Consider the following 22,306-nt stretch of genomic DNA (forward strand, 5'->3'; position numbering starts at 1 on the left):
CGAGGTACGCGCCGAAGGGGTGCCCGAGGAACTGGTCCCGCACAAGACCTTCCGCGGCGACCACCCGACCACCACCATCCTGGCCCGCGAGCTCACCCCCTCCGTCCTCGGCCAGCTCATCGCGCTGTACGAGCACAAGGTGTTCGTACAGGGCGCGATCTGGAACATCGACTCCTTCGACCAGTGGGGTGTGGAGCTGGGCAAGGTGCTCGCCAAGCGCGTCGAACCCGCCCTCACCGAGGGCGCGGACGTGCCCGGTCTCGATCCGTCCACGGCCGCGCTGGTGGCCGCCTACCGTGAACTGAAGGAAGTGCACTGACATGCAGATCGGTCTTGTGGGTCTCGGCAAGATGGGCGGCAACATGCGCGAGCGGCTGCGCAACGCCGGCCACACCGTCGTCGGATACGACACCAATCCCGAGCGGGCCGACGTCGACAGCCTGGTCGAGATGGTCGACCAGCTGGAGCGGCCGCGCGCGGTCTGGGTGATGGTGCCGGCCGGCGGCGCCACCCAGCACGTCATCGACCAGCTGGCGACGCTGCTCAAGCCCGGCGACACCGTCATCGACGGCGGCAACTCGCGCTGGACGGACGACGAGCGGCACGCAGAGGAGCTCGGCAAGCGCGGCATCAACTTCGTCGACGCCGGGGTGTCCGGCGGCGTGTGGGGGCTGAAGAACGGCTACGCGCTGATGGTCGGCGGCGACAAGGAGACCGTCGACGACCTCAAGCCGGTCTTCGACGCGCTCAAGCCGGACGGCCCCTACGGCTACGTCCACGCGGGCCGGGTCGGTGCCGGGCACTTCGCCAAGATGGTCCACAACGGCATCGAGTACGCCATGATGCAGGCCTACGCCGAGGGCTGGGAGCTGCTGGAGAAGGTCGACTCCGTGGACAACGTCCGCGAGGTCTTCCGCTCCTGGCAGGAGGGCACGGTCATCCGGTCCTGGCTCCTGGACCTGGCCGTCAACGCCCTCGACGACGACCACCACCTGGAGAAGCTGCGCGGGTACGCGGAGGACTCCGGCGAGGGCCGCTGGACCGTGGAGGCGGCCATCGACAACGCCGTGCCGCTGCCCGCGATCACGGCCTCCCTCTTCGCCCGGTTCGCGTCCCGCCAGGAGGACTCGCCGCAGATGAAGATGGTCGCCGCGCTGCGCAACCAGTTCGGCGGGCACGCCGTGGAGTCGGCCAAGAAGTAGCGGCCGGGAAGCAGGCGGTCCGCGAAGCGCGTTGACGTGATCGGCCGGTTCGGGTCAGAGTCCCTCCCTGATGGAGACCAACGACCTGACACCGGCCGAGTCGCGTCTGTGGCGGGCGTTCGCCTCGGGCACCGAGGTGGACCTCCGCACCGGGCACTCCTCCTCCGGCTCCTCCGCCCCGGACCCCTCCGCCCCGGACCCCGACGACCCCGCCCGCGGCGGCACCTGGGGGCCCGAACGGACCGTGCGCGCGAACGTGCTGCGCTCCCTGCTGCTGGACGGCCCCCGGGAGGACGGCCGGGTCGCGGCCCTCAGCCTGGCCGGTGCCCGGGTCACCGGGCAGCTGGACCTCCAGTACGCGACGGTCGACCACCCCGTGCGGCTGCGGCACTGCCACTTCGACGAGCCACCGAGGTTCTACGGGGCCCGGCTGCGCGAGCTGAACCTGAGCGAGTCCGTGCTGCCCGGGCTGATCTCGCACGCGGTCCGGGTGGAGGGCGTACTGCGGCTGACCCGGGCCCGGTTTTACGGGAATGTGCGGCTCGCGGGGGCGGAGGTCACCGGCAGCGTGTACCTGGAGAGCGCCCGCATCGAGGCGACCGACACCGAGTGGCCGGCGCTCCAGCTGAACCAGGCGGTGCTGGGCGCCGACCTGTGGGCGCCGGGGCTGCGCGCGGCCGGCGAGGTCCGGCTCAACGGCGCCCGGGTGGCCGGCACGGTCAACCTCACCGACACGGTGCTGGAGGGGCCGGGCGGCACCGCCGTCCAGGCCGAGACGCTCGCCGCCGAGGCCGACGTGCTGATGCGGCGCGCGGACGTCCGGGGCCGTCTGGAGCTGCGCGGCGCCCGGATACCCGGCCGGCTGGACCTGTCGCACGCCCGGCTGGCCAACGCCGGGGACACCGCGCTGCGCGCCAGCAGCTGCGTGATCGGCGAACTCTGGCTGCGGGAGGGCCCGGCGGTGCGGGGGGCGCTCAATCTGCGCCGCGCCCAGGTGGACGTGCTGTTCCTGCAACCGGAGATGGTGCCGGACCGGGTCCAGCTCAACGATCTCACCTACACCTCGCTCATCCCGCACGAGCCCGCCGAGCGGCGGCTGCCGATGCTGGAGAAGGGGGACGGCTATCTCCCCTTCACCTACGAGCAGTTGACCGCCGCCTACCGGCGGATCGGTGACGACGACGCCGCCCGCCTGGTGCAGCTCGCCAAGCAGCGCCGGCGCCGGCGCACCCTGCCCTGGTACGGCCGCCTGTGGGGCCATCTCCAGGACACGGCGGTTGGGTACGGCTTCCGTCCGCTGCGCGCGGGCGGCTGGCTGCTCTCGCTGCTGGCGGTCGGCTCGGTGGCGTACGGGCTGCATCATCCGCCGGCGCTCAAGCCGGACGAGGCGCCCGGCTTCAACCCGGTCTTCTACACCCTCGACCTGCTGCTGCCGGTGATCTCCTTCGGCCAGGAGAACGCCTTCTCGCCCGAGGGCTGGTACCAGACGCTCTCCTACGTCCTGATCGTCACGGGCTGGATCCTGGCCACGACGGTGATCACCGGCCTGACCCGCACGGTCAGCCGCCAGTGAGGAGCTCCGGGCCGGGCCCGGGCGTTCCGGGGAGCCGCGAACCGGGTATGCCGGACGCGTCCCGGACGAACGGTCGAGGAGAGCGATGGCGATGCCACCCCTGCGCCAGGAGGTCGACGCGCGTGCGGCCGGGCTGGATCCCGAGGCGCTCGACCGCCTCGACCTGCACTTCGCCCGGCAGGTCGAGGAGGGCCGGTTGCCCGGGTTCCTGGTGGCCCTGGCGCGCGGCGGTCGCGTGGCCCATCTGACGGTGCACGGACTGCGGGACGTCGCGGCCGGGCTCCCGGTGACGGCCGACACCCTGTGGCGGATCTACTCCATGACCAAGCCGGTCACGTCCGTGGCCGTGCTGACCCTGGTGGAGGAGGGCCTGCTGGCGCTGGAGGACCCCGTGGCCCGCCATCTGCCGGCCTTCGCCGAGCCGCGGGTGTACGTCTCGGGGAGCGGGGAGGACGTCGTCACCCGTCCGGCCGCCGGTCCGGTGCGGGTCCGGCACCTGATGACCCACACCGCGGGGCTGACGTTCGGCTTCTACCGCACCCACCCCGTCGACGCGCTGTACCGGGCGGCCGGTGTGGAGTCCTCGGTGCGGCCGGGCGCCGACCTGGCCGAGACGGTCGACCTCTACGCGAGCCTGCCCCTTCAGTTCGAACCGGGCACCCAGTGGAACTACTCGGTGGCCAGCAACGTACTGGGCCGGCTGGTCGAGGTGGTGTCCGGGCAGCCCCTCGACGTGTTCTGCGCCGAGCGGATCTTCGGTCCGCTCGGCATGACGGACACCGGCTTCCACGTCACCGACGCGCAGGCGGGCCGCCTGGCCGAGCTGTACGGCGAGACGGAGGACGGCGGCATCGCACCGGTCGCCGGGCTGCCGCTGCGGGGCCGTCCGCGGTTCCTGTCGGGCAGCGGCGGCCTGGTCTCGTCCGCGTACGACGTGCACCGCTTCGCGGAACTGCTGCGGCGCCGCGGCACACTCGACGGGGTCCGGCTGCTCGCCCCGGCGACGGTGGACCTCATGACCCGCGACCACCTCCCCGACGGCGCCGACCTGCGCTCCTTCGGCAGCCGCCCGGCGCACGACCAGCCGGGCAACGACGGCGTCGGCTTCGGCCTCGGCGTCTCCGTGGTGACCGACCCGAACCGCACGCGGTCGCCCTCCGGGCTCGGCACGTACGGCTGGAGCGGAGTGGCGACGACGACCTTCTGGGTCGACCCGGGGCGTGATCTGACGGTGCAGTTCATGACCCAGGTGCGGCCGAGGTCCTCGCACACGGTCTATCCGGACCTGAAGCGGCTGGTGCACGAGGCCGTCGCGGACTGACCCCGGGCGGCGCACACGGGCCCCTCACGGTCCGAAGGACACGTGCGCCATCGCGTCCAGGTGCGGCAGGTGGTGGTCGAGCCGTTCCCGCTTGGTGCGCAGATAGGTGATGTTCGACTCGCACGGCGGTATCAGCAGCGGCACCTGCTCGGCGACCCGGATGCCGTGCCGCACCAACGCCTCCCGCTTGCGCGGGTTGTTGGACATCAGCCGCACCGACCGCACCCCGAGGTCGTCGAGGATGCGGGCGGCGACGCCGTAGTCCCGGGCGTCCACGGGCAGGCCTAGGGCGAGGTTCGCCTCCACCGTGTCCAAACCCTCCGCCTGCAACGCCATCGCGCGGAGCTTGGCCAGCAGACCGATGCCGCGCCCCTCGTGACCGCGGAGGTAGACCACGACGCCGCTGCCGTGGTGGGCCACCTGCCCGAGCGCGGAGACGAGTTGGGCGCCGCACTCGCAGTGCTGGGAGCCGAAGGCGTCGCCGGTCAGGCACTCCGAGTGGAGCCGGGTGAGCACGTCCTCGGCGCCCGGGTCGCCGTGGACGAGGGCCACCTGTTCGACGCCGCGTTCGTGGTCGACATAGCCGTACGCCCGGAATTTCCCGTGGACGGTGGGCAGTGGTGTCACCACGATCCGCTCGACGTCCGTGCGCCGGGATGTTTTCCTGCCAAGTACACCGAATTTTTCTGTCATGATTTTCGCGTTCCTCAACAGATTGCTCAGCCGAGATGAAAGGCCGTGCGGAAATGGATGTTTCACTGGTGCCGTCGGACACGAGCGACGACGTGCGCGAACACGGCTCCAAGGTCGCGGTGCTGCCGGTCGGGAGCCACGAACAGCACGGCCCGTACCTGCCGCTGGCGACCGACACACTCGTCGCGTGCGCCGTCGCCCGCGAGTTGGCCCGGGCGTATCCGGTGCGGCTGCTGCCGCCGGTGACGATCGGCTGCTCGCACGAGCACGCGGACTGGCCCGGGACCGTCAGCGTCTCCGCCCTGACCCTGCACGCGGTGGTGCGGGACATAGCGGACTCCCTGCGCCGCTCGGGTGTCCAGGCGCTCGTCGTGGTCAACGGGCACGGCGGCAACTACGTGCTGGGCCACGTCGTCCAGGAGTCCTCGGCGCGCGGTGGCCGGATGGCGCTGTTCCCTGCCGCGGAGGACTGGGAGACGGCGCGGCGGCGGGCCGGGGTGGCCACCTCGCTGCTCACCGACATGCACGCGGGGGAAATCGAGACCTCCATTCTTCTGCACGCGCACCCCGAATTGGTCCGACCCGGTTACGCGGCCGCCGATTTCGTGGCGGACGACCGGCGCCATCTGCTCTCCCTCGGTATGTCCGCCTATACCGCTTCCGGTGTCATCGGGCGTCCTTCACTGGGTTCGGCGGAAAAGGGGAAGGAACTGCTGGCGGGCCTCGCGGATTCCTTCGCGGAATGTTTCGCGCTGCTGACGGCGGTGGAGGTCACCGTGTCCGACGAGGAGCGCGCGTAGCGCACGGCGGGCCGGCGGGCGAGAAGGACGGCGGCACCGGGCAGGCTCGCCACGAGGCTGAGCACGCCGTACACCACCGCCGTGCCCAGCCCGATTCCCGCGCCCAGCCCCGCCGCGCCGAACGCCCAGGCGGTGACGCCCTCCCGGGGTCCCCAGCCGCCAACGTTCAGCGGCAGCCCCATGGCGAGCAGCGCCAGCACGGCCAACGGGGCGAGGACGGCGAGGGAAGCCGCGCTGCCGGCGACCCGGGCGGCGAGCACGAACATCGTGAGGTGCCCGGCGAGCACGACGGCGGAGGAGAGGGCGACGCCCGGCAGGGTCCGCCGGGACAACAGCCCTGCCCGTGCCTCGTCGAGCGCCGCCCGCAGGGCCCGGCACCGGCGTGCGGGGGGCCGGTTCATACGCAGGGCGAGGACGACGGCGAGCGCGCCGGCCAGGGCGAGGGCCGCGGGCGGTGCGATCCGCCGGGCCTCGGTGAGCACCGGGGACGGCAGGGTGAGCAGTACGGCGATCCCGGCACCGGTCAACGCGAGCTGCCCGGCAGCGCGTTCGAGGACGACGGCCCGCACGCCCCGCCCGAGGTCCCCGGCGCTGCGCCCGTGCCGCACCGCGCGGTGCACGTCGCCGAGGACACCCCCGGGCAGGGCCGCGTTGAGGAACAGGGCGCGGTAGTAGTCGGCGACGGCCGCCGAGAGCGGCAGTCGGAGGCTCAGTCCCCGGGCCACCAGGGCCCAGCGCCAGGCACTGAAGAACGTGGTCATCAGCCCGATGCCGAGGGCGGCCAGCACCGTGGCGCCGTCGATCCGGCCGAGCCCGTCCAGCAGGGCGCCGGTCCCCAGCCGCCACAGGACCACGGCGAGGACGGCGGCGCCGGCGAGCGTGCCGAGGTGGGTGCGCAGGGCACGGCGGCGGGGTGCCGGAGCGTCGTCGGGGGTGTCCGGGCGCGGCGGCGCCGGCAGGTCCCGCGCCGGTTCGGCCGGTGCCTTCGGCGGTGTCGGTGCGCTCACGGGGCCCCGCCCGCCGGCCGGCACAGCGCCAGCAGGTCGGTGTGGTGGACGACGACGCGCAACTCCCCGGCCGCACCGGCCGCCAGGCGCTCGTCCAGGTACCGGTCGGCCCGCTCCCGCAGTTCGGGGCGCTGTTCGACGGCCGCGCCGACCCAGCCCCGCAGCCACTGGGCGGTGAGCCCGGCCTCGCCGGGACCGAGGCGCCAGGGACTGGGGTGCGTCCGTACGGTGGCGCCGTGCCCGGCGAAGGCCTCGGCCGCCGCGTCGACCGCGTCCGGACCGAGCATGCCGGTGCGCCGCTGGTGGTCGTTGAAGGCCTCGGTGATCTCGGCGTCCAGGGGGTGGGCCGGGCCGAGTTCGACGCGTCCGGCGACGGAGAGGGTCAGCAACGCCGGGCAGCCGGCCGCGGCACAGGCGGCGGCGAGGGTGCCGACCTCCTCGGCGGTGAGGACGTCGAGCAGCGCGGAGGCGGTCACCAGCGCGGCACCGGTCAGGGCGTCCTGGGTGAGGCGGGCGAGGTCCCCGCGCCGCGTCTCGACGGTGACCCGGCTGCCGTCGGCGGCGGTGCGCGGGGCGGCGACGGCGGCGAAGTGCAGGAGGTAGGGGTCGCGGTCGTGCAGCACCCAGTGCTGGGCGCCGTCGAGCCGCGGGGCGAGCCAGCGCCCCATCGATCCGGTGCCGCAGCCCACGTCGTGCACCACCAGCCCGTCCGCCCGCCCGGGCAGGTCGGCGAGCCCGATCCGCAACGGTTCGAGCAGCTCGTGCGCGCGGGCCTCGGCGTCGGCGGGCTCCCGCAGGCGCAGCCACTCGGGTGCGTAGCGCGGGGGGTCGTCGGGGTGCTCCCGGTCCGGTGCCTCGCGGAGGAGGACGGTGGCACGCTCGGCGGGGGACCGCCCGTGCCCGCCGCGCCGCCCCGCCGTCCGACCGCCGCCAAGCGGCCGGACGGAAGCCCGCCCGCCCGGGGCCGCCGTCCCCCCAGCGGGCTCGTCCAGCCCCCGTGCGGCACGGTGACCGGCGCCACCCTCGGACCCCTCGGCACGCCGATCCGTCCGGTCCCCACCCGCCCCGTCCCCGACGCCGGGCGCGGGCCGCTCCACAGGGCCCACGGCAACCTGCCGGGCCGGGCCCGCACCAAGGACGACGGCGCCCGCGGGGTCGGGAGCGTCCGCGGAGTTGGCGGCGCCCGACCCCGGTGCGGCACGGTGACCGGCGCCACCCTCGGACCCCTCGGCACGCCGATCCGCCGGGGCCGCCCCACCCGGCCCGTCCTCCAGCTCGGCCACGGGCCGCTCGACAGGGCCCACGGCAACCCGGCGGGCCGGGACCGCGCCGGGGACGGTGGGGCCCGGCGAGGCGGGGGCGTCCTGGGGGGCCTGCTGGGCCGGGGTGTTGCCCGTGGTCGGTGGGGTGGGCTTTGTTGCGCTCATGCCGCACTCCTCGGCTCGCCCGGCAGTCGGTGCAGGACGCCGGCCAGGCTCTGGGCCGTGCTCGCCCAGCCGTTCAGGGCGGCGCGGCGACCGCGGGCGGCGGCCTTCAGCCGGCGTCGTACGTCCGCCTCGCGGAACCAGCCGCGCAGCTCCGCGGCGAGCGCGACCGGGTCCTCCGGCGGGACGAGGATGCCGGGCACTCCACCGTCGGGTGCGCGTCCGACCGCTTCCGGGAGGCCGCCGACGTCCGTCGCCAGCACCGGGATGCCGCGCGCGAGGGCCTCGGTCACCGCCATGCCGTAGGTCTCGGCGTAGGAGGTGAGGACCATCAGGTCGGCGGAGGCGTAGGCGGCGTCCAGGTCGGCTCCGGCCCTCGGCCCGGCGAGCACCAGCCGTTCCTCCAGGCCGTGCCGTGCGATCAGCGCCCGCAGGCGGTCGACGTACGCGGGGTCCTGTCCGAGCCCGCCGACGCACTCACAGGTCCACGGCAGGTCGGCCACGGCCGCCAGCGCCTCCACCAGCCGGTGCTGGCCCTTGCGGGGCGTCACCGCGGCGACGCACACCAGGTGGGAGACGCCGTCGGTGCCGGGCGCGAGGGGCGCGATGTCGGCGCCGGGGGCGGCGACGTGGACCCGGCCCGGATCGAGGCCGTGGTGGGAGACGAGGCGGCGCACCGCCCAGTCGCTGGTGGCGACGACGGCCGGGACCGCGCGCAGCACGGTGCGTTCGCGGGCGTCCAGTTCGGCGGCGACCGCCGGGTCGAGGCCGGTCTCGTCGCCGAGCGGGAGGTGGACCAGGACGGCCATGCGCAGCCGCTCGGCCTCCGGGACGACGGTCTCCGGCACCCCGCAGGCGACGAGGCCGTCGAGGAGGACGACGGCGCCGTCCGGCAACCTCCGCAGAACGCGGGCGAGTTCCGCGCGGGCCGCGTCGTCCGGCCGGGGCCAGTCGCCGGGCACGGGCAGCCCCCGTACCCGCCAGCCGAAGCCGGGCAGGTCGAGCCGTACCCGCCGGTCGTAGGCGTTGCCGCCGCTCGGCGCGGCCGGGTCGTCGACACCGCCCGGCATGACGAAGTGCACGGAGCGCAGGGACATGGGGACGATCCCCCCGTTCCTCGGGACCGGGACCGGGACCGGGCCTGGGTCCTGGACCGGATCGGTCCAGGACGGTGGGGAGGGGACGTGGGCGAGCCGGGCCCGCCGCACGGTGGACGCGCCGGTCGCCGCCTCCACGGATGTGCCGGTCATAGCGCACGCTCGTAACTCGCCCAGGCGACATGCGACTCGTGCAGCGTGACGGTGAGCCCGGCCAGGCCCCTGGCGCCCTCGCCGAGCGCGCCCTTGTGCACGCGCTCGGCGAGCCGGTCGGCGATGACCTTGGCCAGGAACTCCGTGGAGGTGTTGACGCCGGCGAAGTCGGGTTCGTTGTCGAGGTTGCGGTAGTTCAGTGCGCCCACGACGGCTCCCAGCTCCCGGGTGGCCAGGCCGATGTCGACGACGATGTTGTCCTCGTCCAGCTGCTCGCGCCGGAAGGTGGCGTCCACCAGGAACGTGGCTCCGTGCAGGCGTTGCGCGGGCCCGAAGACGTCGCCGCGGAAGCTGTGGGCAATCATGATGTGATCGCGGACGGTGATGCTGAACAACGGACGACCCTCCAGGTGTGGCACGTGTGACCCCCGCCGATCGCCGCGCGGGGTGCCGTCTATTACGGCTGGATGCCTTCCCCTGTTCAGTGGGTCGTACGTCTGTCCTCAAGATCGGGCGCCGGTGCCGGCGCCCGGGTCGCCGCCGGGGCCGGTCCCGTCCCGGTCGTAGCGGATCCGGTGGCACAGTGCGGGGACCTCGCCGGAGGCCAACCGGGGCATCAGGGCGGGGAGTTCGGTGAACGCGGACTCACCGGTGACGAGCGCGTCCAGCGCCGGATCGGCGAGCAGTTCGAGGGCGAGGGCGAGCCGGTCGCCGTAGGTGCGGGTGGTGGCGCGGGCCGGGGAGACGGTGCCGACCTGGCTGCCGCGCAGGGTCAGACGCCGGGAGTGGAAGGCCTCACCGAGCGGCAGCGCGACGCGCCGGTCGCCGTACCAGCTCAGTTCGACGACGGTGCCCTCGGGGCGCAGCAGCTCGAGCGACCGGGCGAGCCCGGCTTCCGTCGCACTGGCGTGCACGACGAGGTCGCGGTCCCCGGCGGCGTCGCCCGGGGACGCGAAACCGACGCCGAGCGCCTCGGCGACCCTCGCCCGGGCCGGGTCGGCGTCGACCAACTCCACGCGGACGCCGGGGAACCGGGCCAGCAGGGCGGCGACCGAACAACCGACCATGCCACCGCCGACCACGGTGACCCGGTCGCCGACCAGGGGTGCCGCGTCCCACAGGGCGTTGACGGCGGTCTCGACGGTCCCGGCGAGCACGGCCCGCCCGGCGGGGACCTCCGCGGGCACGGGGGTGACGGCGGCGGCCGGGACGACGTACCGCGTCTGGTGCGGGTGGAGACAGAACACCGTGCGTCCGACGAGGCGTTCGGGCCCGTCCTCCACCACGCCGACGCTGAGGTAGCCGTACTTCACCGGCCCCGGGAAGTCGCCCTCCTGGAACGGGGCGCGCATGGCCGTGTACTGGTTCCGCGGCACCCGGCCGTCGAAGACGAGGGTTTCGGTGCCGCGGCTGACACCGCTGAAGAGCGCCCGCACCAGCACCTCGTCGGCGCCCGGTTCCGGCAGCTCCACCTCGCGGATCGCGCCCCTGCCCGGTTCCTCGAGCCAGAACGCACGTGCCCTGCGTGTCATCTCAACTCCTCCTGAACGATCCGGAAGCCACTCACGTACCGAGGGACGCACGAGCCGCGGACAAGGCAGCGGCGTTGATCGACTCTGTCACACGGCCGGAGGATGTGCGGTGGCCCTGAACAACACGTACGACGCGGGCGAGGCGTATGACGACTGTGCGGCGAGGTCCGTTCGGCAGGAGACGGCGGTGGGGGCCGGCGCCCAGGTCCTGCTGCTGGCGGTGCTCGGCACCGCGATCGGCTTGGGCGCGGCGGGCTGGCTGACCGGCCTGGTGTTCGCGTTCGCGAGCTGGGCGGTGCTCTCCCGGGCCCTGCACCGCTCCCGGCCGGCGGTGTTCGGCCCGGCCAACCGGGTCACCCTGGGCCGGACCACCCTGGTCGGCGGGGTCACCGCCCTGGTCGCCGACTCCTTCCGCGGCGCGCCGCCGGTCTCCCTCCTCGTCGGTCTGACGGCCGTGGCGCTGGTCCTGGACGGCGTGGACGGCAGGGTCGCCCGCCGCACCGGCACGACCACCGCGCTGGGCGCGCGCTTCGACATGGAGGTCGACGCGTTCCTGATCCTGGTGCTCAGCGTGTACGTCGCGAGGGACCTGGGGCCGTGGGTGCTGCTGATCGGCGGCATGCGGTACGTGTTCGTGGCGGCGGCCCGGGTGTGGCCGTGGCTGACCGCCGCGCTGCCGCCGAGCACGGCCCGCAAGACGGTGGCGGCGCTCCAGGGCGTGCTGCTGCTCCTGGCGGGCGCCAACCTGCTGCCGCGCGCGGCGGACGCCGGGGTGGTGGCGGTGGCACTGGCCCTGCTGGTCTGGTCGTTCGGGCGGGACGTGCGGTGGCTGTGGCGGCGGTCGCGGGTCCCCGCGGTGCCCGTCACGGCGACGCGGGAGCTCGTGGCCCGGTGAGGTCCGACGCCGCCCGCCGCTCGGCCCGCGTACTGCCGCCCGTACGCGTCAGCCGCGCCGGGGCAGCGTCCCCACCGCCACCAGCGGTACGGCGGCCAGCACCAGCCACGGCACCGCGACCGGCAGGCCGGTGTCCATCAGCAGGCCGGTCGCGGAGCTGCCGGCCAGCACGACGATCCCGGAGACCGAGGACAGCGCCCCGGTGTACAGCCCGAGCCGCCCGTCCTCGGCGAGGTCCGGCACCCAGGCGCGGGCGACGGGCGCGACGAGCATCTGGCCGACGGTGAGCAGGGCGACGAACCCCGCGGCGGGCACCAGTCCGCCCGCCCCCGTCCATCCGGCGGGCCGTGCGAGCCCGACGGCGGCGAACCCGAGGGCGATGAGCACCAGCCCTGCCACCATCGACCGGCGTGGCGCCAGCCGCTTGCCCGCCCACCGGGTCACCGGCAGCTGAGCGGTCACCACCAGCAGCGACGACAGCGCGAACAGCCAGGCCAGCGGAGCCTGCGAACCGGTCGCCCGCTCCACCTCGGCGGGCAGCGCCAGGTAGAGCTGGTTGTAGGCGAGCAGGTAGGCGCCGTAGGCACAACACAGCGCGAGGAAAGGCCGGTTGCGCAGCAGGAGCCGCGCCCCGCGCTTCATCCGGACCCGGGGCCGCCCGGGGACGCGTTGCGGCAGCAGCCACGCGTGCCCGGCGAGGACCAGGACGAAGACCCCGGCCCCGGCGAGGCAGGCGGTACGGAAGTCGACGGCGAGCAGCAGCGCCCCCAGCAGCGGCCCGACGAAGGCACCGGCCTGCCCGGCGACGGTGAACAGCGCGAGCACCCGGGTCCGGTCCCCGCCCCCCTCCTCCTCCCGCAGGACGGCCTGCCGGGCGACCTCGGACTCGACGGCCGGCGAGAAGAGCGCGGCGGCGAACCCGATCAGCAGTACGGCGCCGACGACGGCCCAGGTCCGCTCGGCGAACCCGAGCCAGACGAATCCGGCGATCCGCAGCACGCACCCGGTGAGCACGACGGGCCGGATGCCGTAGCGGTCGGTGAGCGCCCCGCCGACCACGAACAGCCCCTGCTGGCTGAAGGTCCGCAGCCCGAGCACGAACCCGACCAGCCATCCCGCCATGCCGATGGACTGCCCGAGGTGCTCGGAGAGGAAGGGCAGTACGGCGAAAAAGCCGAGGTTGAAGGCGAGTTGGGTGAGGACGAGCAGCCGGAGCAAGGGGGTGAGCGTGCCGAGTGGCACGGTGCGGCGGCCGGATGCCCGCGCGGATCGCCCGGCGGAGGCGGGTGCGGAGGTCATGTCAGCGCACTCCGGCCGTTTCCGTCTCCGCCGCCGGGACGGACCGCCGCTCGGCCTTGTCGCCCGGGTCGGCCCCGTCGACGGCGGGTGAGGGGCGTCGCCGGGACGGTCGGCGCAGTGCGCCGGCGGCGCTGACGGCCAGGGCGCCGAGCAGGGCGAGGACGGCGGCGGGGGCGAGGACCGCCCAGGGGGCGCGCTCGGCGTAGGGCTGGTTCTCGGCGAGGAGCAGGCCCCACTCGGGGGACGGCGGCTGGGCGCCGAGGCCGAGGAAGCCGAGGGAGGCGAGCGCGAGGGCGATGCCGGGCAGCCGCAGCAGGGCGTGTCTGAGGACCGGCGGGACCACGGCGGGCAGCAGTTCGTGCCGCAGCAGGTGGACCCGCCCCGTACCCAGCCCCTTGGTGGCGGTGATGTGCAGCGTGGCCCGCTCCTGCCGCAGCAGGGAGGAGGTGTGCGCGGCGAGCGGCGCCCAGGCGACGGCGCCCACGGCGAACGCGGGGGTGGCCGCTCCGCTCCCGGCGACGGCGGTGACGAGCAGCGCGACGAGCACGGGCGGCACGGCGTTGACGGTGTCGACGAGCGGCCCGGAGAGCCGGGGCACGAGACCGAGCAGCACGCCCACGAGCAGGGCGGCGGCGCTGATGGCGGCGGCGAGGAGCAGCGTGTCCAGCGCCCCGTGGCCGACGCGGGCGAGCAGGTCGCGCCCGAGGGCGTCGGTGCCGAAGGGATGGTCGAGGGAAGGGGCCCGCAGCCGTTGCCCCGTGTCGAGCGCGAGCGGATCGCGGGCCAGCCCGGCGCCGACGACGGCGAGCAGGGCGGCGCCGTGGAGCAGCGGCAGCACTGTGCGGGCGGGCGGGGCGGGCCGGTGCAGCGAGGACAGGGCGCCGTCGCGTACCGCGGGCCCGGTGAGCAGCCGGGCGGCGAGGCGGGTGGCGCCGGTCGCGAGCGCGGCGACCAGCACGAGGGCGAGGGTGCCGGCCTGGAGGACGGGGAGGTCCTGCGCGAGGGCGGCCTGGAGGGTGGTGCGCCCGAGACCGGGGATGTCGAAGACCTGCTCGACGGCGACGGCCCCGCCCGTCAGCCCGACGGCGAACAGTCCGAGGTTGGGCAGCAGCGCGGGCAGGCACCGCCGTAGGGCCTGGCGGGCGATGGACCGGCCGGTCAGCCCGCGGGCCGCGGCGGCCAGCGCCCAGGGCTCGCCGAAGGCGCCGGGCAGCAGGTCGTCGAGGAGCCGTCCCAACACGGCGCCCGCGGGCAGCCCGAGGGCGAGCGCGGGCAGCACGGTCCACTGGGGCCCGTACCAGCCCAGCGCGGGCAGCCATCCCCACTGCACCCCGACGACGGTGGCGAGCACGGAGGCGACGAGGAACTCGGGCAGCGAGGCGAGTACGGCGGAGGCGCTCCCGCCCGCGCGTCGCCCGCCGAGCCGCCGCCGGGCGCCCAGCCGCAGGGTGCGCGCGCAGACCGCCCCGGCGGTGAGGACGGCGACGAGCAGCGCGACCCCCATGAGCAGGAGCGAGGCACCGAGCGCCCGGAGCACGTCGGGCAGTACATCGGTCCCGGAGATCCACGACTGCCCGGCGTCCCCGCGCACGAGTCGGCCCAGCCAGCCGGTGAGCACGTGCAGGGGTCCGCCGTCGATCCCGAGCCGGCCCCGGATGTCGGCGAGCACCTCGGGCGTGGGCTCGCGCTCGGCGGACCGCGCCTTGAGGACGGTGTACGCGGGGTCGGTGCGGGTGAGCCAGGGCAGCAGCCCGACCCCGCACACCAGCCCGACCGCGAGGAATGTCCGCCACCCGGCGCCGGCCAACCGCTGCCACATGGTTCAGCGCCGGGTGCCGGTGCCGACGAGGGTGCGCTCGTACGGGTCGAGGATCACGCCCCGCACGGAGCCGGCGACGCCGGTGATGACGCGCTGGTGCACGAGCGGCACGACGGCGTCGCTGCCGAGGATGCGGGCCTCGGCGGCCATGGCGGCGTCCTGTCGCTCGGCGGTGTCGGCGACCTTCTCGGCGTCGGCGACGGCACGGTCGACGCCCTTGTCGCACAGCTGGGCGATGTTGAACCCGCCGTCGCAGGTGTAGTCGCCGGCGAGGACGGCGACGGGGTCGCCGGTGTCCAGGAGCGTGTTCCGGGCGAGCACGAAGGCGTCGAACTTCCCGTCGAGGGCGTCGCCTTCGAGTCGCGAGTACTCCCGCACGGTGAGCTTCACCGTGAACCCGGCCTTCTCCAGCTGCTGCTTGACCACCTGGGCGACCTCGGGCAGTTCGGGCCGGTTGTCGTAGGTGGCGAGCTCGATGGCGGCGCCGCCCGGCTTCTTGGCCGCCGTCCGTCCGACGGGGGCGGTCCGCTTGCCCTCCGCCCAGGTGACGGCGGGGCCGTAGACGCCGGCGGCCGGGTCGGCATGCCCCTCGTACACGTCCTCGGCGAAGACCGAGGTGTCGAGCGCGCCCCGGGCGGCTGCGCGCAGTCCGGCGTCCTTGAAGGTCCCGGACGAGGCGTTGAGGAGCAGGCTGGTGGTCCGGGTGGTGGCGGTGTCGCGCCGGGTCTTCTCGTCGAGCGACGCCGCCTGGGCGACGGGAACGGCCTCGGCGATGTCCAGTTCCCCGGTCCGCAGCGCGTTGGCGCGGGCGGTGCCGTCGGCGACGAAGCGCGCGTCGATGCCGGCGGCCTGCGCGCGGCCACCCCAGTAGTCGTCGAACCGGTCGAGGGAAGCGGAGCCGGCGCCGTTGACCTTGGTCAGCTCGAAGGGCCCGGTGGCGTGGCCGACGGGGTCGACTCGGCCGCTGTCGCCGTAGGCGTCCTTGGACAGGATGGCGAGGCTGGGGCTGGAGAGCCGCAGGGGCAGTACCGGGTCGGGCTCGGTGGTGGTGACCCGGACGACCCGGTCGCCGCTCGCCTCGGCACTGAGGGTGACACCGGCGAGGGCGGCGGGGGCGGGCTCGGCGTCGGTGGCGTGGGTGAGGGCGTCGGCGACGGAGGCGGGGGTCACTTCACCGCCGTCCTGGAAGGCGGCGTCGCGCAGGGTGAACTCCCAGACCTTGTCCCCGTCCCTGCGCCAGGACTCAGCGAGCGCGGGTGCGGCGGAGCCGTTGGCGTCGAGGGCGGTGAGGCCCTCGGTGACGCCGAGGCGGCTGAGCAGGGTGGCGTCGGCGCCGCACGGCGAGAGGTTCTCGGCGGGCGGGAAGGCGAGGGCGACGCGGAGACGGGCGCCGTCCCCGTCCTTGCCGTCACCGGACGCGGAGTCCTCGCCCCCTCCGGAGGCGAAGCATCCGGCCATCAGCGGGACGAGCAGGAACGGGGCGAGCAGCCGGGGGCGGCGGTGGGAGCGCATGGTCCTCGGATCGATCAGGTGCGGGGCGGGCGGGCGGGGAGACGGGCGGGAGCGAGAACCGGAGCCTACATGAAAACGATTTTCATGCCTACCTCACCCCAGGGGAACATCGAAGTGCACGATCCCCTGCCCGCCACCCGCGTCCTCCCGCTCGTCGTGCACGACCTTGGCCAGCGACCGCCAGAAGGGCTCCGCCCCGGTGACGGCGGGGTCGGTGTGCAGATAGACGGCCCGATACCCCCCGTCGGCGGCGGCGAACGCCAGCAACTCCTCGACAAGTCGACGCGCGAGCCCACGCCGCCGGTGCTCGGGCCGCACGTACACCCGCCGCAACTGCGCGGTCACACCGGAGGGGTACCGCTCGGCGACCTGCGCGGGGTTCGGCGGATGCGCGGGCCCCCGGGAGTCGAGAGCACCGGTGGCGACGACCTCGCCCTCCGCGTCCACGGCGACGAGGAGCGTGTGCCGGGCGGGCGCCAGATAGGCCCCGGCCAGGTCGATGACATCGGCATGCCAGCGCGGGACGTACCCGGTCCCGAAGTCGCGGTAGACGGTGTCGAGCATCACGGCTCGGGCGCCGTCGAGGTCGGCGGGGGCGGCTGGGCGGATGCAGTAGTCACTGGTACGCACTTGCACATCGTACGCAGCAACGAATCCGACGCCGCCACCGGAGGCACCCGCGACCTCACCGGTCCTGTGCTGCTCATCGCAGCGGGAGCGTGGGGGCCGCGGAGCCGCCCCGCAGGCGTGCGTTCTCGGTGCTCTCGCGCTCAGGGTGAGCGCAGCCAGGTCAGTCTTTCCTCGGCGGCCCGCAGGCGGGGGTGTCCGGGGCCGTGCAGACGGCGGTAGTCGCGTACGCAGCGGTCGAGCAGTTCGGCGGCCTCCGCGTGGTGGCCGGCGTCGATCAGCACGTTGGCGAGGTTGTCCCGGGTGGCGACCGTGATCGGGTGGTCGTCACCTTGGAGTGCCGCGCGCCTGCTCAGGACCGCGCGCAGGAGGGGCACGGCCTCCTCGTAGCGTTCCTGGGCGTGCAGGACGGCCGCGAGATTGTTGCGGGCGGTGAAGGTGGTCTCGTGGTCCGGGCCCAGCGCGGCCTCCGTCGAGCGGACCACGGCGCGGATCTGCTGCTCCGCCTCGGCATGGCGGTCCAGTCGGACCAGGACGGCGCCCAGGTTGCTGCGGGCCGCGATCGTCTTCTCGTGGTCGGGTCCGTACCGGTTCACCAGTCGGGGCACGAGGGCGCCCAGGGCTCGCTCGGCCTCCTCGTGACGGCCGCACTTGAGCAGGGAGGCGGCGTGCGCGTTGGTGGAGGACAGGACATCGGGGTGGTCACGGCCGAGCTGCCGGATGCGGCGTTCCAGGACGTCCCTCGCCAGCGGCTCCGCTTCGTGGGCCCGGCCCAGGTCCTCCAGGACCGCCGCGAGCCGGGTGGCGCTGTGCAGCGCGTCCGGGTGGTCGCGGCCGAGCGTCTCCGCCTGGGCGCGGAAGGTGTCGCGCCACGCTGTCTCGGCGAGGGCCAGTTGACCGGTGGTGTGGAGCGCGCCGGCCAACTCGGCGGAGGTGCGCAGGGTTTCCTCGTGGCGGTCGCCGAGCGTGGTCCACTGGGTGCGGGCCACATGCTGGTAGAGCTCTACGGCTTCCTCGCCCCGTCCGGGGATCGACACCAGGACCTGGGCGAGTTCGCGGATGGCGGTGAGGGTGTCCGGGTGCTCGGAGCCCAGGGTGTCGATGGCGGACCGGGCCCGCATGGTGTGGATCTCCTCGGCGGAGAGTTCCACGCGGGCGATCTCGTGCTCCGGCCGGCCCTCCGTGACCTCCGTGAAGGTGATGTGTCCGCCGACCAACCGCCGTGGTTTGCCGGGTCCTTGGGAGTCGGGTTCCGATGGCGGTTGTCCGGCCGCCGTGCGGTCCCGGGGGGTCTGTCCGCCCTCCTGTGCCTGTCGGGGCTGCGGAGGCTGTGCGCCGGCGGCCCCGCCGTCCTCCGCGGCTCGTCGCCGCCACCATCGGGTCATCGTGACCGCCTCCTCGGTTGCTTTCGGTCTCCTCGGTGCTTGCGTTGCCCGCCTGCGTCGTCAGGCGCCCGCGTGCACGTGTGCCGCCCACAGACTGGGACTGGCCGCGAAGGCTGCGCGGCACCGGTGGACCGCCTCGTGCAGGGCGTGGGCCGTCCTCGTGTCGTCCAGCTCCGCGACTTTGCCGGCTCCTTCGGTGCACAGCTCCCGGTAGAGGAGGCGGGTGACGCGGACGGCCACCGCGTCGTGCACCGGCCAGAGCGTCCCTACGGCGTTGGCGTACCCCGCGAGCTGGAAGGCGGAGGTGATGTGGATGGACTCGTCGGCCAGTTCGCCGCCACCGCGCGCCGTCTCGCACGCGGACATCACCGCGAGCCGTGCCGCCGGCAGTTCCAGGCGGGAGATCGCGCGAACCGTCAGTGGACGGGTGGCGTGGTCGTGCACCAGGAGCCGGCCGTTCGAGGGGGCGGCGGGCTCGCTGACGCCGTGGCAGGCGAAGTGCACGCACGGATGACGGGGCAGGGCGTCCATCACCTCTTCGAAGGTGGCCTGCTCATCGGACAGCACCTCGGTGGGCAGGAGTCCGCGCAGGATCTCCACCTCGCGCCGTGCGCCGCCGAGCGGCCGGGCACCGGGCGTCTCCGGAAGCGCCACGGCCAGCACCGGGCCGTGCGGGCGCGGGACGGCGGCCCGGGCCCTGGCATACCGGAGGGCGGCGACGGTCGGTGTGTAGGAGGACACCACCCGGTCCAGTACCGTCCGTGGTTCCGACGGGCCCGCCGCCGGGTCGGGCACGGATCCACCGTCCGGTACGGCGTCGGGGAGGCCGTCGTGGTGACCCGCCGCGTGCAGGGGCAGCGAGGCCAGTGCGCCTCCCGGCGACCACCACAACCGCTGCCACGCACCGTCGCGCGTGGGCCCGTTCATCCCGAGCCGGTCGAGCACGGGTCCGGCGACGTGGTCCCACGTCCAGGCCAGTACCTCGCCGACGCTCCGCTGGGCCGCCCGGTCGCGGGCCGGGTCGGCCGCGTCGGCGAGCGCCCGCTCCAGGCGGTCCGCCTGTTCGCCGACGGCGTGCGGGGTGGCCTGCGGCAGGGGGACGAGGAGGACTTCGCCGTCCCGCAGCACCAGGGCGTCGCTGCGGAACTCGCTGCAGTAGGCGAGCACCACCGGGCCCCGGTCGGCGCAGGCCAGCACCGACGGCAGGGTCGGTGCGCCCAGGAAGTCGGAGAAGCCGGGCCGGGTGCGGATCTCGGCGACCAGGTGCTCCAGTTCGGCCGCGAGGGTGTGCCGCAGATCGGCGGTGCCGGTCGGCGGCCGCCCGCCCCGGGCGACGTCCGCGGTGTACGAGGCGTGCGTGGCGTCCGTGGCGTCCGTGGCGTACGTGGGGTCTGTGGCGTCCGTGGTGTCCGTGGTGTCTGTGGCGTCCGTGGTGTCCGTGGTGTCTGTGGCGTCCGTGGGGTACGTGGGGTCGGCCGTGTTCGCGGTATACGCGGTATACGCGGTGCACTCGGTGTCGGCGGTCTCGAGCGCGTCGAGCCGTTCCCGGAGGTGCAAGAAGCGGTCGGCGAGTTCCGGGTGGGCGCCGCGCAGCCGGCCGAGCCCGTCGCGGGTGGCCATGGCCCGGCCCAGCAGGACGCCCCGGCCCTGTTCCAGCAGCAGCACCGCGTGTTCCGTCCGGCCGGCGTTGACGGCGCAGGCGGCGGCTTCGGCGGCCAGGCCCCGCACCCGGGACAGTCCGCGTTCCTGGTCGCCCCGGACCAGTCGACCGGAGGCGGCGAACGGCAGAAGGTCCAGGGCGAGTTCGTAGCCCGGCAGGGCCTCCTCCCATCGGTTGCCGCTCGCGGCGGCGGCACCCCATTCCCAGGCCGCGAGGACCCGTTCGTAGGCGGGCAGGGACCTGGTGCGGGCGGCCTGCCGGTAGGCGTCCTCGGCGGCACGGAGCACCCCCGGGTCGCCGTCCCGGTGATGCAGGGCGCGCAGCGCGTCGCCGTACGACGTGAGGTAGGTGCCGTGGGTCGAGGTGCCCTCGGCCACGGCCCATACGGCGCGGCCCAGTTCGCTGACGGCTTGCGCCAGCTCGCCGGGTTCGCCGGTGGCGTGGTGCTTGGTGAGCCGGGCGGAGCCGAGGTTGGACAGGGTGACCGCGAGGGACGGATCGCCGTAGGGGACCTGCCGGGCGGCTTCCTCCAGCAGGGCGACGGCCTCGTCGAGGTCCGCCACGTCGGCGGTGGACGCGAACCGGGCCCGCAGGGCGTTGGCGAGGTGGTTCAGCCGGTCGGCGCGCGGCCCCCCGGCCGCGGGTGCCAGCGCTAGTGCCTGCCGGGCGACGTCGATCGCCTCGTCGGCGGCTGTGGTGTCGCCGGTGACCTCGTGCCAGCTCTGCAGGACCACCCCGAGATTGCCGAGCCGTCCGGCCCGGAGGACCTGGGGGTTGCGTGATGCGTGGAGCGCTTCCCTGGCCAGTCGGGAAGCTTCCCGCAGTGAGGTCAGGTCGTCGGTCTGGAGGGCGCGCTCGCGCAGGGTGACGGCGAGGTTGGCCAGGGTCCCGGCGTACGCGTCCGTGCCGGGCTCCTCCTCGGCGAGGGCGGCGCGCAGGGTGGTGACGGCCTCGTCCAGCAGCGCCGCGTCACCGGTCCTCTGCGCCAGTCTGTGCAGCGTGTTCCCGAGGCTGTTCAGCTTCCTGGCGCGCTCCGCGGTGCCGGGGCGGGAGACGGGCAGTGCCTCGCGCAGCAACGCCGCGGACTCCTCCAGCAACGCCTGGTCGTCGGTGTCCTCGGCGGCCAGGCGCAGGGCGACGCCGAGGCCCGCGAGCAGGTCGGCGCGCTCGGGGCGGCCCGGCGGGCATTCGGCCAGGGCCATGCGGTGGATCCGCAGCATCTCCTGCCGGTGTGCCTCCTCGGGAGCGTGCTCGTGGCGCTCGCGCAGGCCCAGGGTGAGGTTGCGCAGGACGGCCAGGCGGGCCGCCCCATCCGGGGACAGGCCCTCCAGTGCGGTGCTCCACAGGTCGAGGGCCTCACGCAGGGCGCTGAAGTCTCCCTCGGACAGATACGCGTCGTGGCGCATCGCGCCCAGGTTGCTGAGGTAGCCGGGGCGGTCGTCCGATCCGGCCGGCAGCACGTGGAGCGCGCGACGTTGGGCGTCCGTCGCGCGCAGGAGGTCCGTGGGGGCGGGGGGTTCCTCCCGGGCCGTGGCGCGGTCGACGGCGAGCTTGTGCCGCATGTGCAGCACCCCCGCGAGGGCACCGAGCGACTGCGCCTCGGTCTCGGCCTCCTGGGGGAGGCGGGCGGCCCGGTCGAAGGTGTCCACCGCTCGGTCGAGGTCCTCGGGCCGCCCGTGCAGCGCGAACCTCTGCTGGTATGCGAGGCCCAGGAGCCGTACGTCCTGCGGGCGAGCCGGTTCGCACGCCGCCCGTTCACGGCCCAGGTGGATCAGTGCCTCCACGTCCTCGGGGCGCCCCAGCAGTTGGTAGCGAGTCTGGAGGGCGACCATCAGGTTGGCGGCGACCCGCGCGACATCCCGTCCGGCATCTCCGGTACGTTCCTTCCGCTCGGTGTCCGGCGCCGACGTGGCGAGAAGCTGCTGGTAGAGCGCGATCGCCTGGTCGAGGACGTGCCGGTCGCCCGTCCTGAGGTGGTGGGACAGCAGCCGGTCGGCGTGTGCTTCCTCGGCCCGTCCGTCCGCAGTTCGAGCGCGACCCGCGTTGAACACGCCCACCCCCGGTGTGACACGGCCCGACCGAGGTCCCTCGGCAATTGCGGGGCCCCTGCTCACGATAGCGAACGGACCGGGGGTGCGACGGTGTACGGCGAACCGCGTGGTGCAGCCGACCGCCGTACACCCGACGTACAATCGCGGCCGTCCGACGACCGACTTCGGCGTCCGAGGGGGAACGGTGGAGATCCAGGCTGACGGGGCAGGCGAACCGCCAGGTGGTCACGCCCGGTTGGAGGGGCTCTGCCGACGG

General features: G+C 74.6%; 16 protein-coding genes and 2 pseudogenes. 6 read left to right on the top strand and 12 right to left on the bottom strand.

Annotation, left to right across the window (positions count from 1 at the left end; translation table 11 throughout):
- The 4 genes and pseudogenes from IE94_RS0103980 to IE94_RS0103995 all read left to right on the top strand — a co-directional run.
- A pseudogene (locus tag IE94_RS0103980) lies at positions 1-319 on the top strand (glucose-6-phosphate isomerase); the annotation flags it as partial.
- Position 320: 1 nt separating this feature from the next.
- The gene (gene gnd / locus IE94_RS0103985; protein ID WP_030178169.1) at positions 321-1,202 is read left to right on the top strand and encodes a phosphogluconate dehydrogenase (NAD(+)-dependent, decarboxylating); all 882 of its coding nucleotides are present in this window, start codon (positions 321-323) and stop codon (positions 1,200-1,202) included.
- A gap of 70 nt (positions 1,203-1,272) precedes the next feature.
- A complete protein-coding gene (locus IE94_RS0103990; RefSeq protein WP_030178172.1) occupies positions 1,273-2,775 on the top strand; it encodes a hypothetical protein in 1,503 nt (500 codons plus the stop codon).
- Between the two features lie 91 nt (positions 2,776-2,866).
- Entirely contained in the window at positions 2,867-4,096 is a 1,230-nt protein-coding gene (locus IE94_RS0103995; protein ID WP_030178174.1) for a serine hydrolase domain-containing protein, read from the top strand.
- A gap of 24 nt (positions 4,097-4,120) precedes the next feature.
- Here IE94_RS0103995 and ribA read toward each other — a convergent pair whose 3' ends face one another.
- Entirely contained in the window at positions 4,121-4,789 is a 669-nt protein-coding gene (gene ribA / locus IE94_RS0104000; protein ID WP_030178177.1) for a GTP cyclohydrolase II, read from the bottom strand.
- Between the two features lie 35 nt (positions 4,790-4,824).
- On the opposite strand from ribA, the gene IE94_RS37105 reads away from it, so the two are divergent.
- On the top strand, positions 4,825-5,589 hold the full coding sequence (locus tag IE94_RS37105) for a creatininase family protein (RefSeq protein ID WP_051777251.1): 765 nt from the start codon (positions 4,825-4,827) through the stop codon (positions 5,587-5,589).
- A 50-nt stretch (positions 5,590-5,639) separates the two neighbouring features.
- On the opposite strand, the pseudogene IE94_RS40845 reads toward IE94_RS37105, so the two are convergent.
- The 5 genes and pseudogenes from IE94_RS40845 to IE94_RS40275 all read right to left on the bottom strand — a co-directional run.
- Positions 5,640-6,620 (bottom strand): annotated as a pseudogene (locus tag IE94_RS40845) (lysylphosphatidylglycerol synthase transmembrane domain-containing protein); the annotation flags it as partial.
- Positions 6,593-7,588, bottom strand: coding sequence for an SAM-dependent methyltransferase (locus IE94_RS40270; RefSeq protein ID WP_425337954.1), 996 nt, complete (start codon positions 7,586-7,588; stop codon positions 6,593-6,595). The gene IE94_RS40270 and the pseudogene IE94_RS40845, both read right to left, overlap by 28 nt.
- A gap of 431 nt (positions 7,589-8,019) precedes the next feature.
- Entirely contained in the window at positions 8,020-9,270 is a 1,251-nt protein-coding gene (locus IE94_RS0104020) for a glycosyltransferase family 4 protein (RefSeq protein WP_030178185.1), read from the bottom strand.
- Positions 9,267-9,665: a 6-pyruvoyl trahydropterin synthase family protein gene (locus tag IE94_RS0104025; RefSeq protein WP_030178187.1), complete on the bottom strand. Its 399-nt coding sequence runs from the start codon at positions 9,663-9,665 to the stop codon at positions 9,267-9,269. The genes IE94_RS0104020 and IE94_RS0104025 overlap by 4 nt, the downstream gene beginning before the upstream one ends.
- Before the next feature lie 108 nt (positions 9,666-9,773).
- Positions 9,774-10,802 carry a zinc-dependent alcohol dehydrogenase gene (locus IE94_RS40275; RefSeq protein ID WP_030178189.1) on the bottom strand — a complete coding sequence of 343 codons (1,029 nt, stop codon included), beginning with the start codon at positions 10,800-10,802 and terminating at the stop codon, positions 9,774-9,776.
- A 109-nt stretch (positions 10,803-10,911) separates the two neighbouring features.
- On the opposite strand from IE94_RS40275, the gene IE94_RS0104035 reads away from it, so the two are divergent.
- Positions 10,912-11,697 carry a CDP-alcohol phosphatidyltransferase family protein gene (locus IE94_RS0104035; protein WP_030178191.1) on the top strand — a complete coding sequence of 262 codons (786 nt, stop codon included), beginning with the start codon at positions 10,912-10,914 and terminating at the stop codon, positions 11,695-11,697.
- A gap of 48 nt (positions 11,698-11,745) precedes the next feature.
- Here the strand turns inward: IE94_RS0104035 and IE94_RS0104040 are convergent, their stop codons facing one another.
- From IE94_RS0104040 to IE94_RS37645, 6 genes are all read right to left on the bottom strand, one after another.
- Positions 11,746-12,996: an MDR family MFS transporter gene (locus tag IE94_RS0104040; protein ID WP_030178193.1), complete on the bottom strand. Its 1,251-nt coding sequence runs from the start codon at positions 12,994-12,996 to the stop codon at positions 11,746-11,748.
- A 1-nt stretch (position 12,997) separates the two neighbouring features.
- The gene (locus IE94_RS0104045) at positions 12,998-14,815 is read right to left on the bottom strand and encodes an ABC transporter permease subunit (protein WP_106977717.1); all 1,818 of its coding nucleotides are present in this window, start codon (positions 14,813-14,815) and stop codon (positions 12,998-13,000) included.
- A 3-nt stretch (positions 14,816-14,818) separates the two neighbouring features.
- The gene (locus IE94_RS0104050; protein ID WP_030178197.1) at positions 14,819-16,327 is read right to left on the bottom strand and encodes an ABC transporter substrate-binding protein; all 1,509 of its coding nucleotides are present in this window, start codon (positions 16,325-16,327) and stop codon (positions 14,819-14,821) included.
- Positions 16,328-16,420: 93 nt separating this feature from the next.
- Entirely contained in the window at positions 16,421-16,957 is a 537-nt protein-coding gene (locus IE94_RS0104055; RefSeq protein ID WP_030178198.1) for a GNAT family N-acetyltransferase, read from the bottom strand.
- A 140-nt stretch (positions 16,958-17,097) separates the two neighbouring features.
- Complete coding sequence (locus IE94_RS0104060; protein WP_245235169.1) at positions 17,098-18,171, bottom strand: tetratricopeptide repeat protein; 1,074 nt, start codon at positions 18,169-18,171, stop codon at positions 17,098-17,100.
- 228 nt (positions 18,172-18,399) lie between these two features.
- Positions 18,400-22,050 (bottom strand): CHAT domain-containing protein, encoded by a 3,651-nt coding sequence (locus tag IE94_RS37645; RefSeq protein WP_245235170.1) that lies wholly within the window; start codon positions 22,048-22,050, stop codon positions 18,400-18,402.
- Positions 22,051-22,306 lie beyond the last annotated feature (256 nt).

It is taken from the genome of Streptomyces violaceorubidus (genome assembly GCF_000717995.1).
Classification (GTDB): domain Bacteria; phylum Actinomycetota; class Actinomycetes; order Streptomycetales; family Streptomycetaceae; genus Streptomyces; species Streptomyces violaceorubidus.

Excerpts from the sequence above, each read along its gene's own strand:
- gnd (WP_030178169.1), top strand. The coding sequence starts at position 321 with ATGCAGATCGGTCTTGTGGGTCTCGGCAAGATGGGCGGCAACATGCGC.
- IE94_RS0103990 (WP_030178172.1), top strand. The coding sequence starts at position 1,273 with ATGGAGACCAACGACCTGACACCGGCCGAGTCGCGTCTGTGGCGGGCG.
- IE94_RS0103995 (WP_030178174.1), top strand. The coding sequence starts at position 2,867 with ATGCCACCCCTGCGCCAGGAGGTCGACGCGCGTGCGGCCGGGCTGGAT.
- ribA (WP_030178177.1), bottom strand. The coding sequence starts at position 4,789 with ATGACAGAAAAATTCGGTGTACTTGGCAGGAAAACATCCCGGCGCACG.
- IE94_RS37105 (WP_051777251.1), top strand. The coding sequence starts at position 4,825 with ATGAAAGGCCGTGCGGAAATGGATGTTTCACTGGTGCCGTCGGACACG.
- IE94_RS0104020 (WP_030178185.1), bottom strand. The coding sequence starts at position 9,270 with ATGACCGGCACATCCGTGGAGGCGGCGACCGGCGCGTCCACCGTGCGG.
- IE94_RS40275 (WP_030178189.1), bottom strand. The coding sequence starts at position 10,802 with ATGACACGCAGGGCACGTGCGTTCTGGCTCGAGGAACCGGGCAGGGGC.
- IE94_RS0104040 (WP_030178193.1), bottom strand. The coding sequence starts at position 12,996 with ATGACCTCCGCACCCGCCTCCGCCGGGCGATCCGCGCGGGCATCCGGC.
- IE94_RS0104045 (WP_106977717.1), bottom strand. The coding sequence starts at position 14,815 with ATGTGGCAGCGGTTGGCCGGCGCCGGGTGGCGGACATTCCTCGCGGTC.
- IE94_RS0104050 (WP_030178197.1), bottom strand. The coding sequence starts at position 16,327 with ATGCGCTCCCACCGCCGCCCCCGGCTGCTCGCCCCGTTCCTGCTCGTC.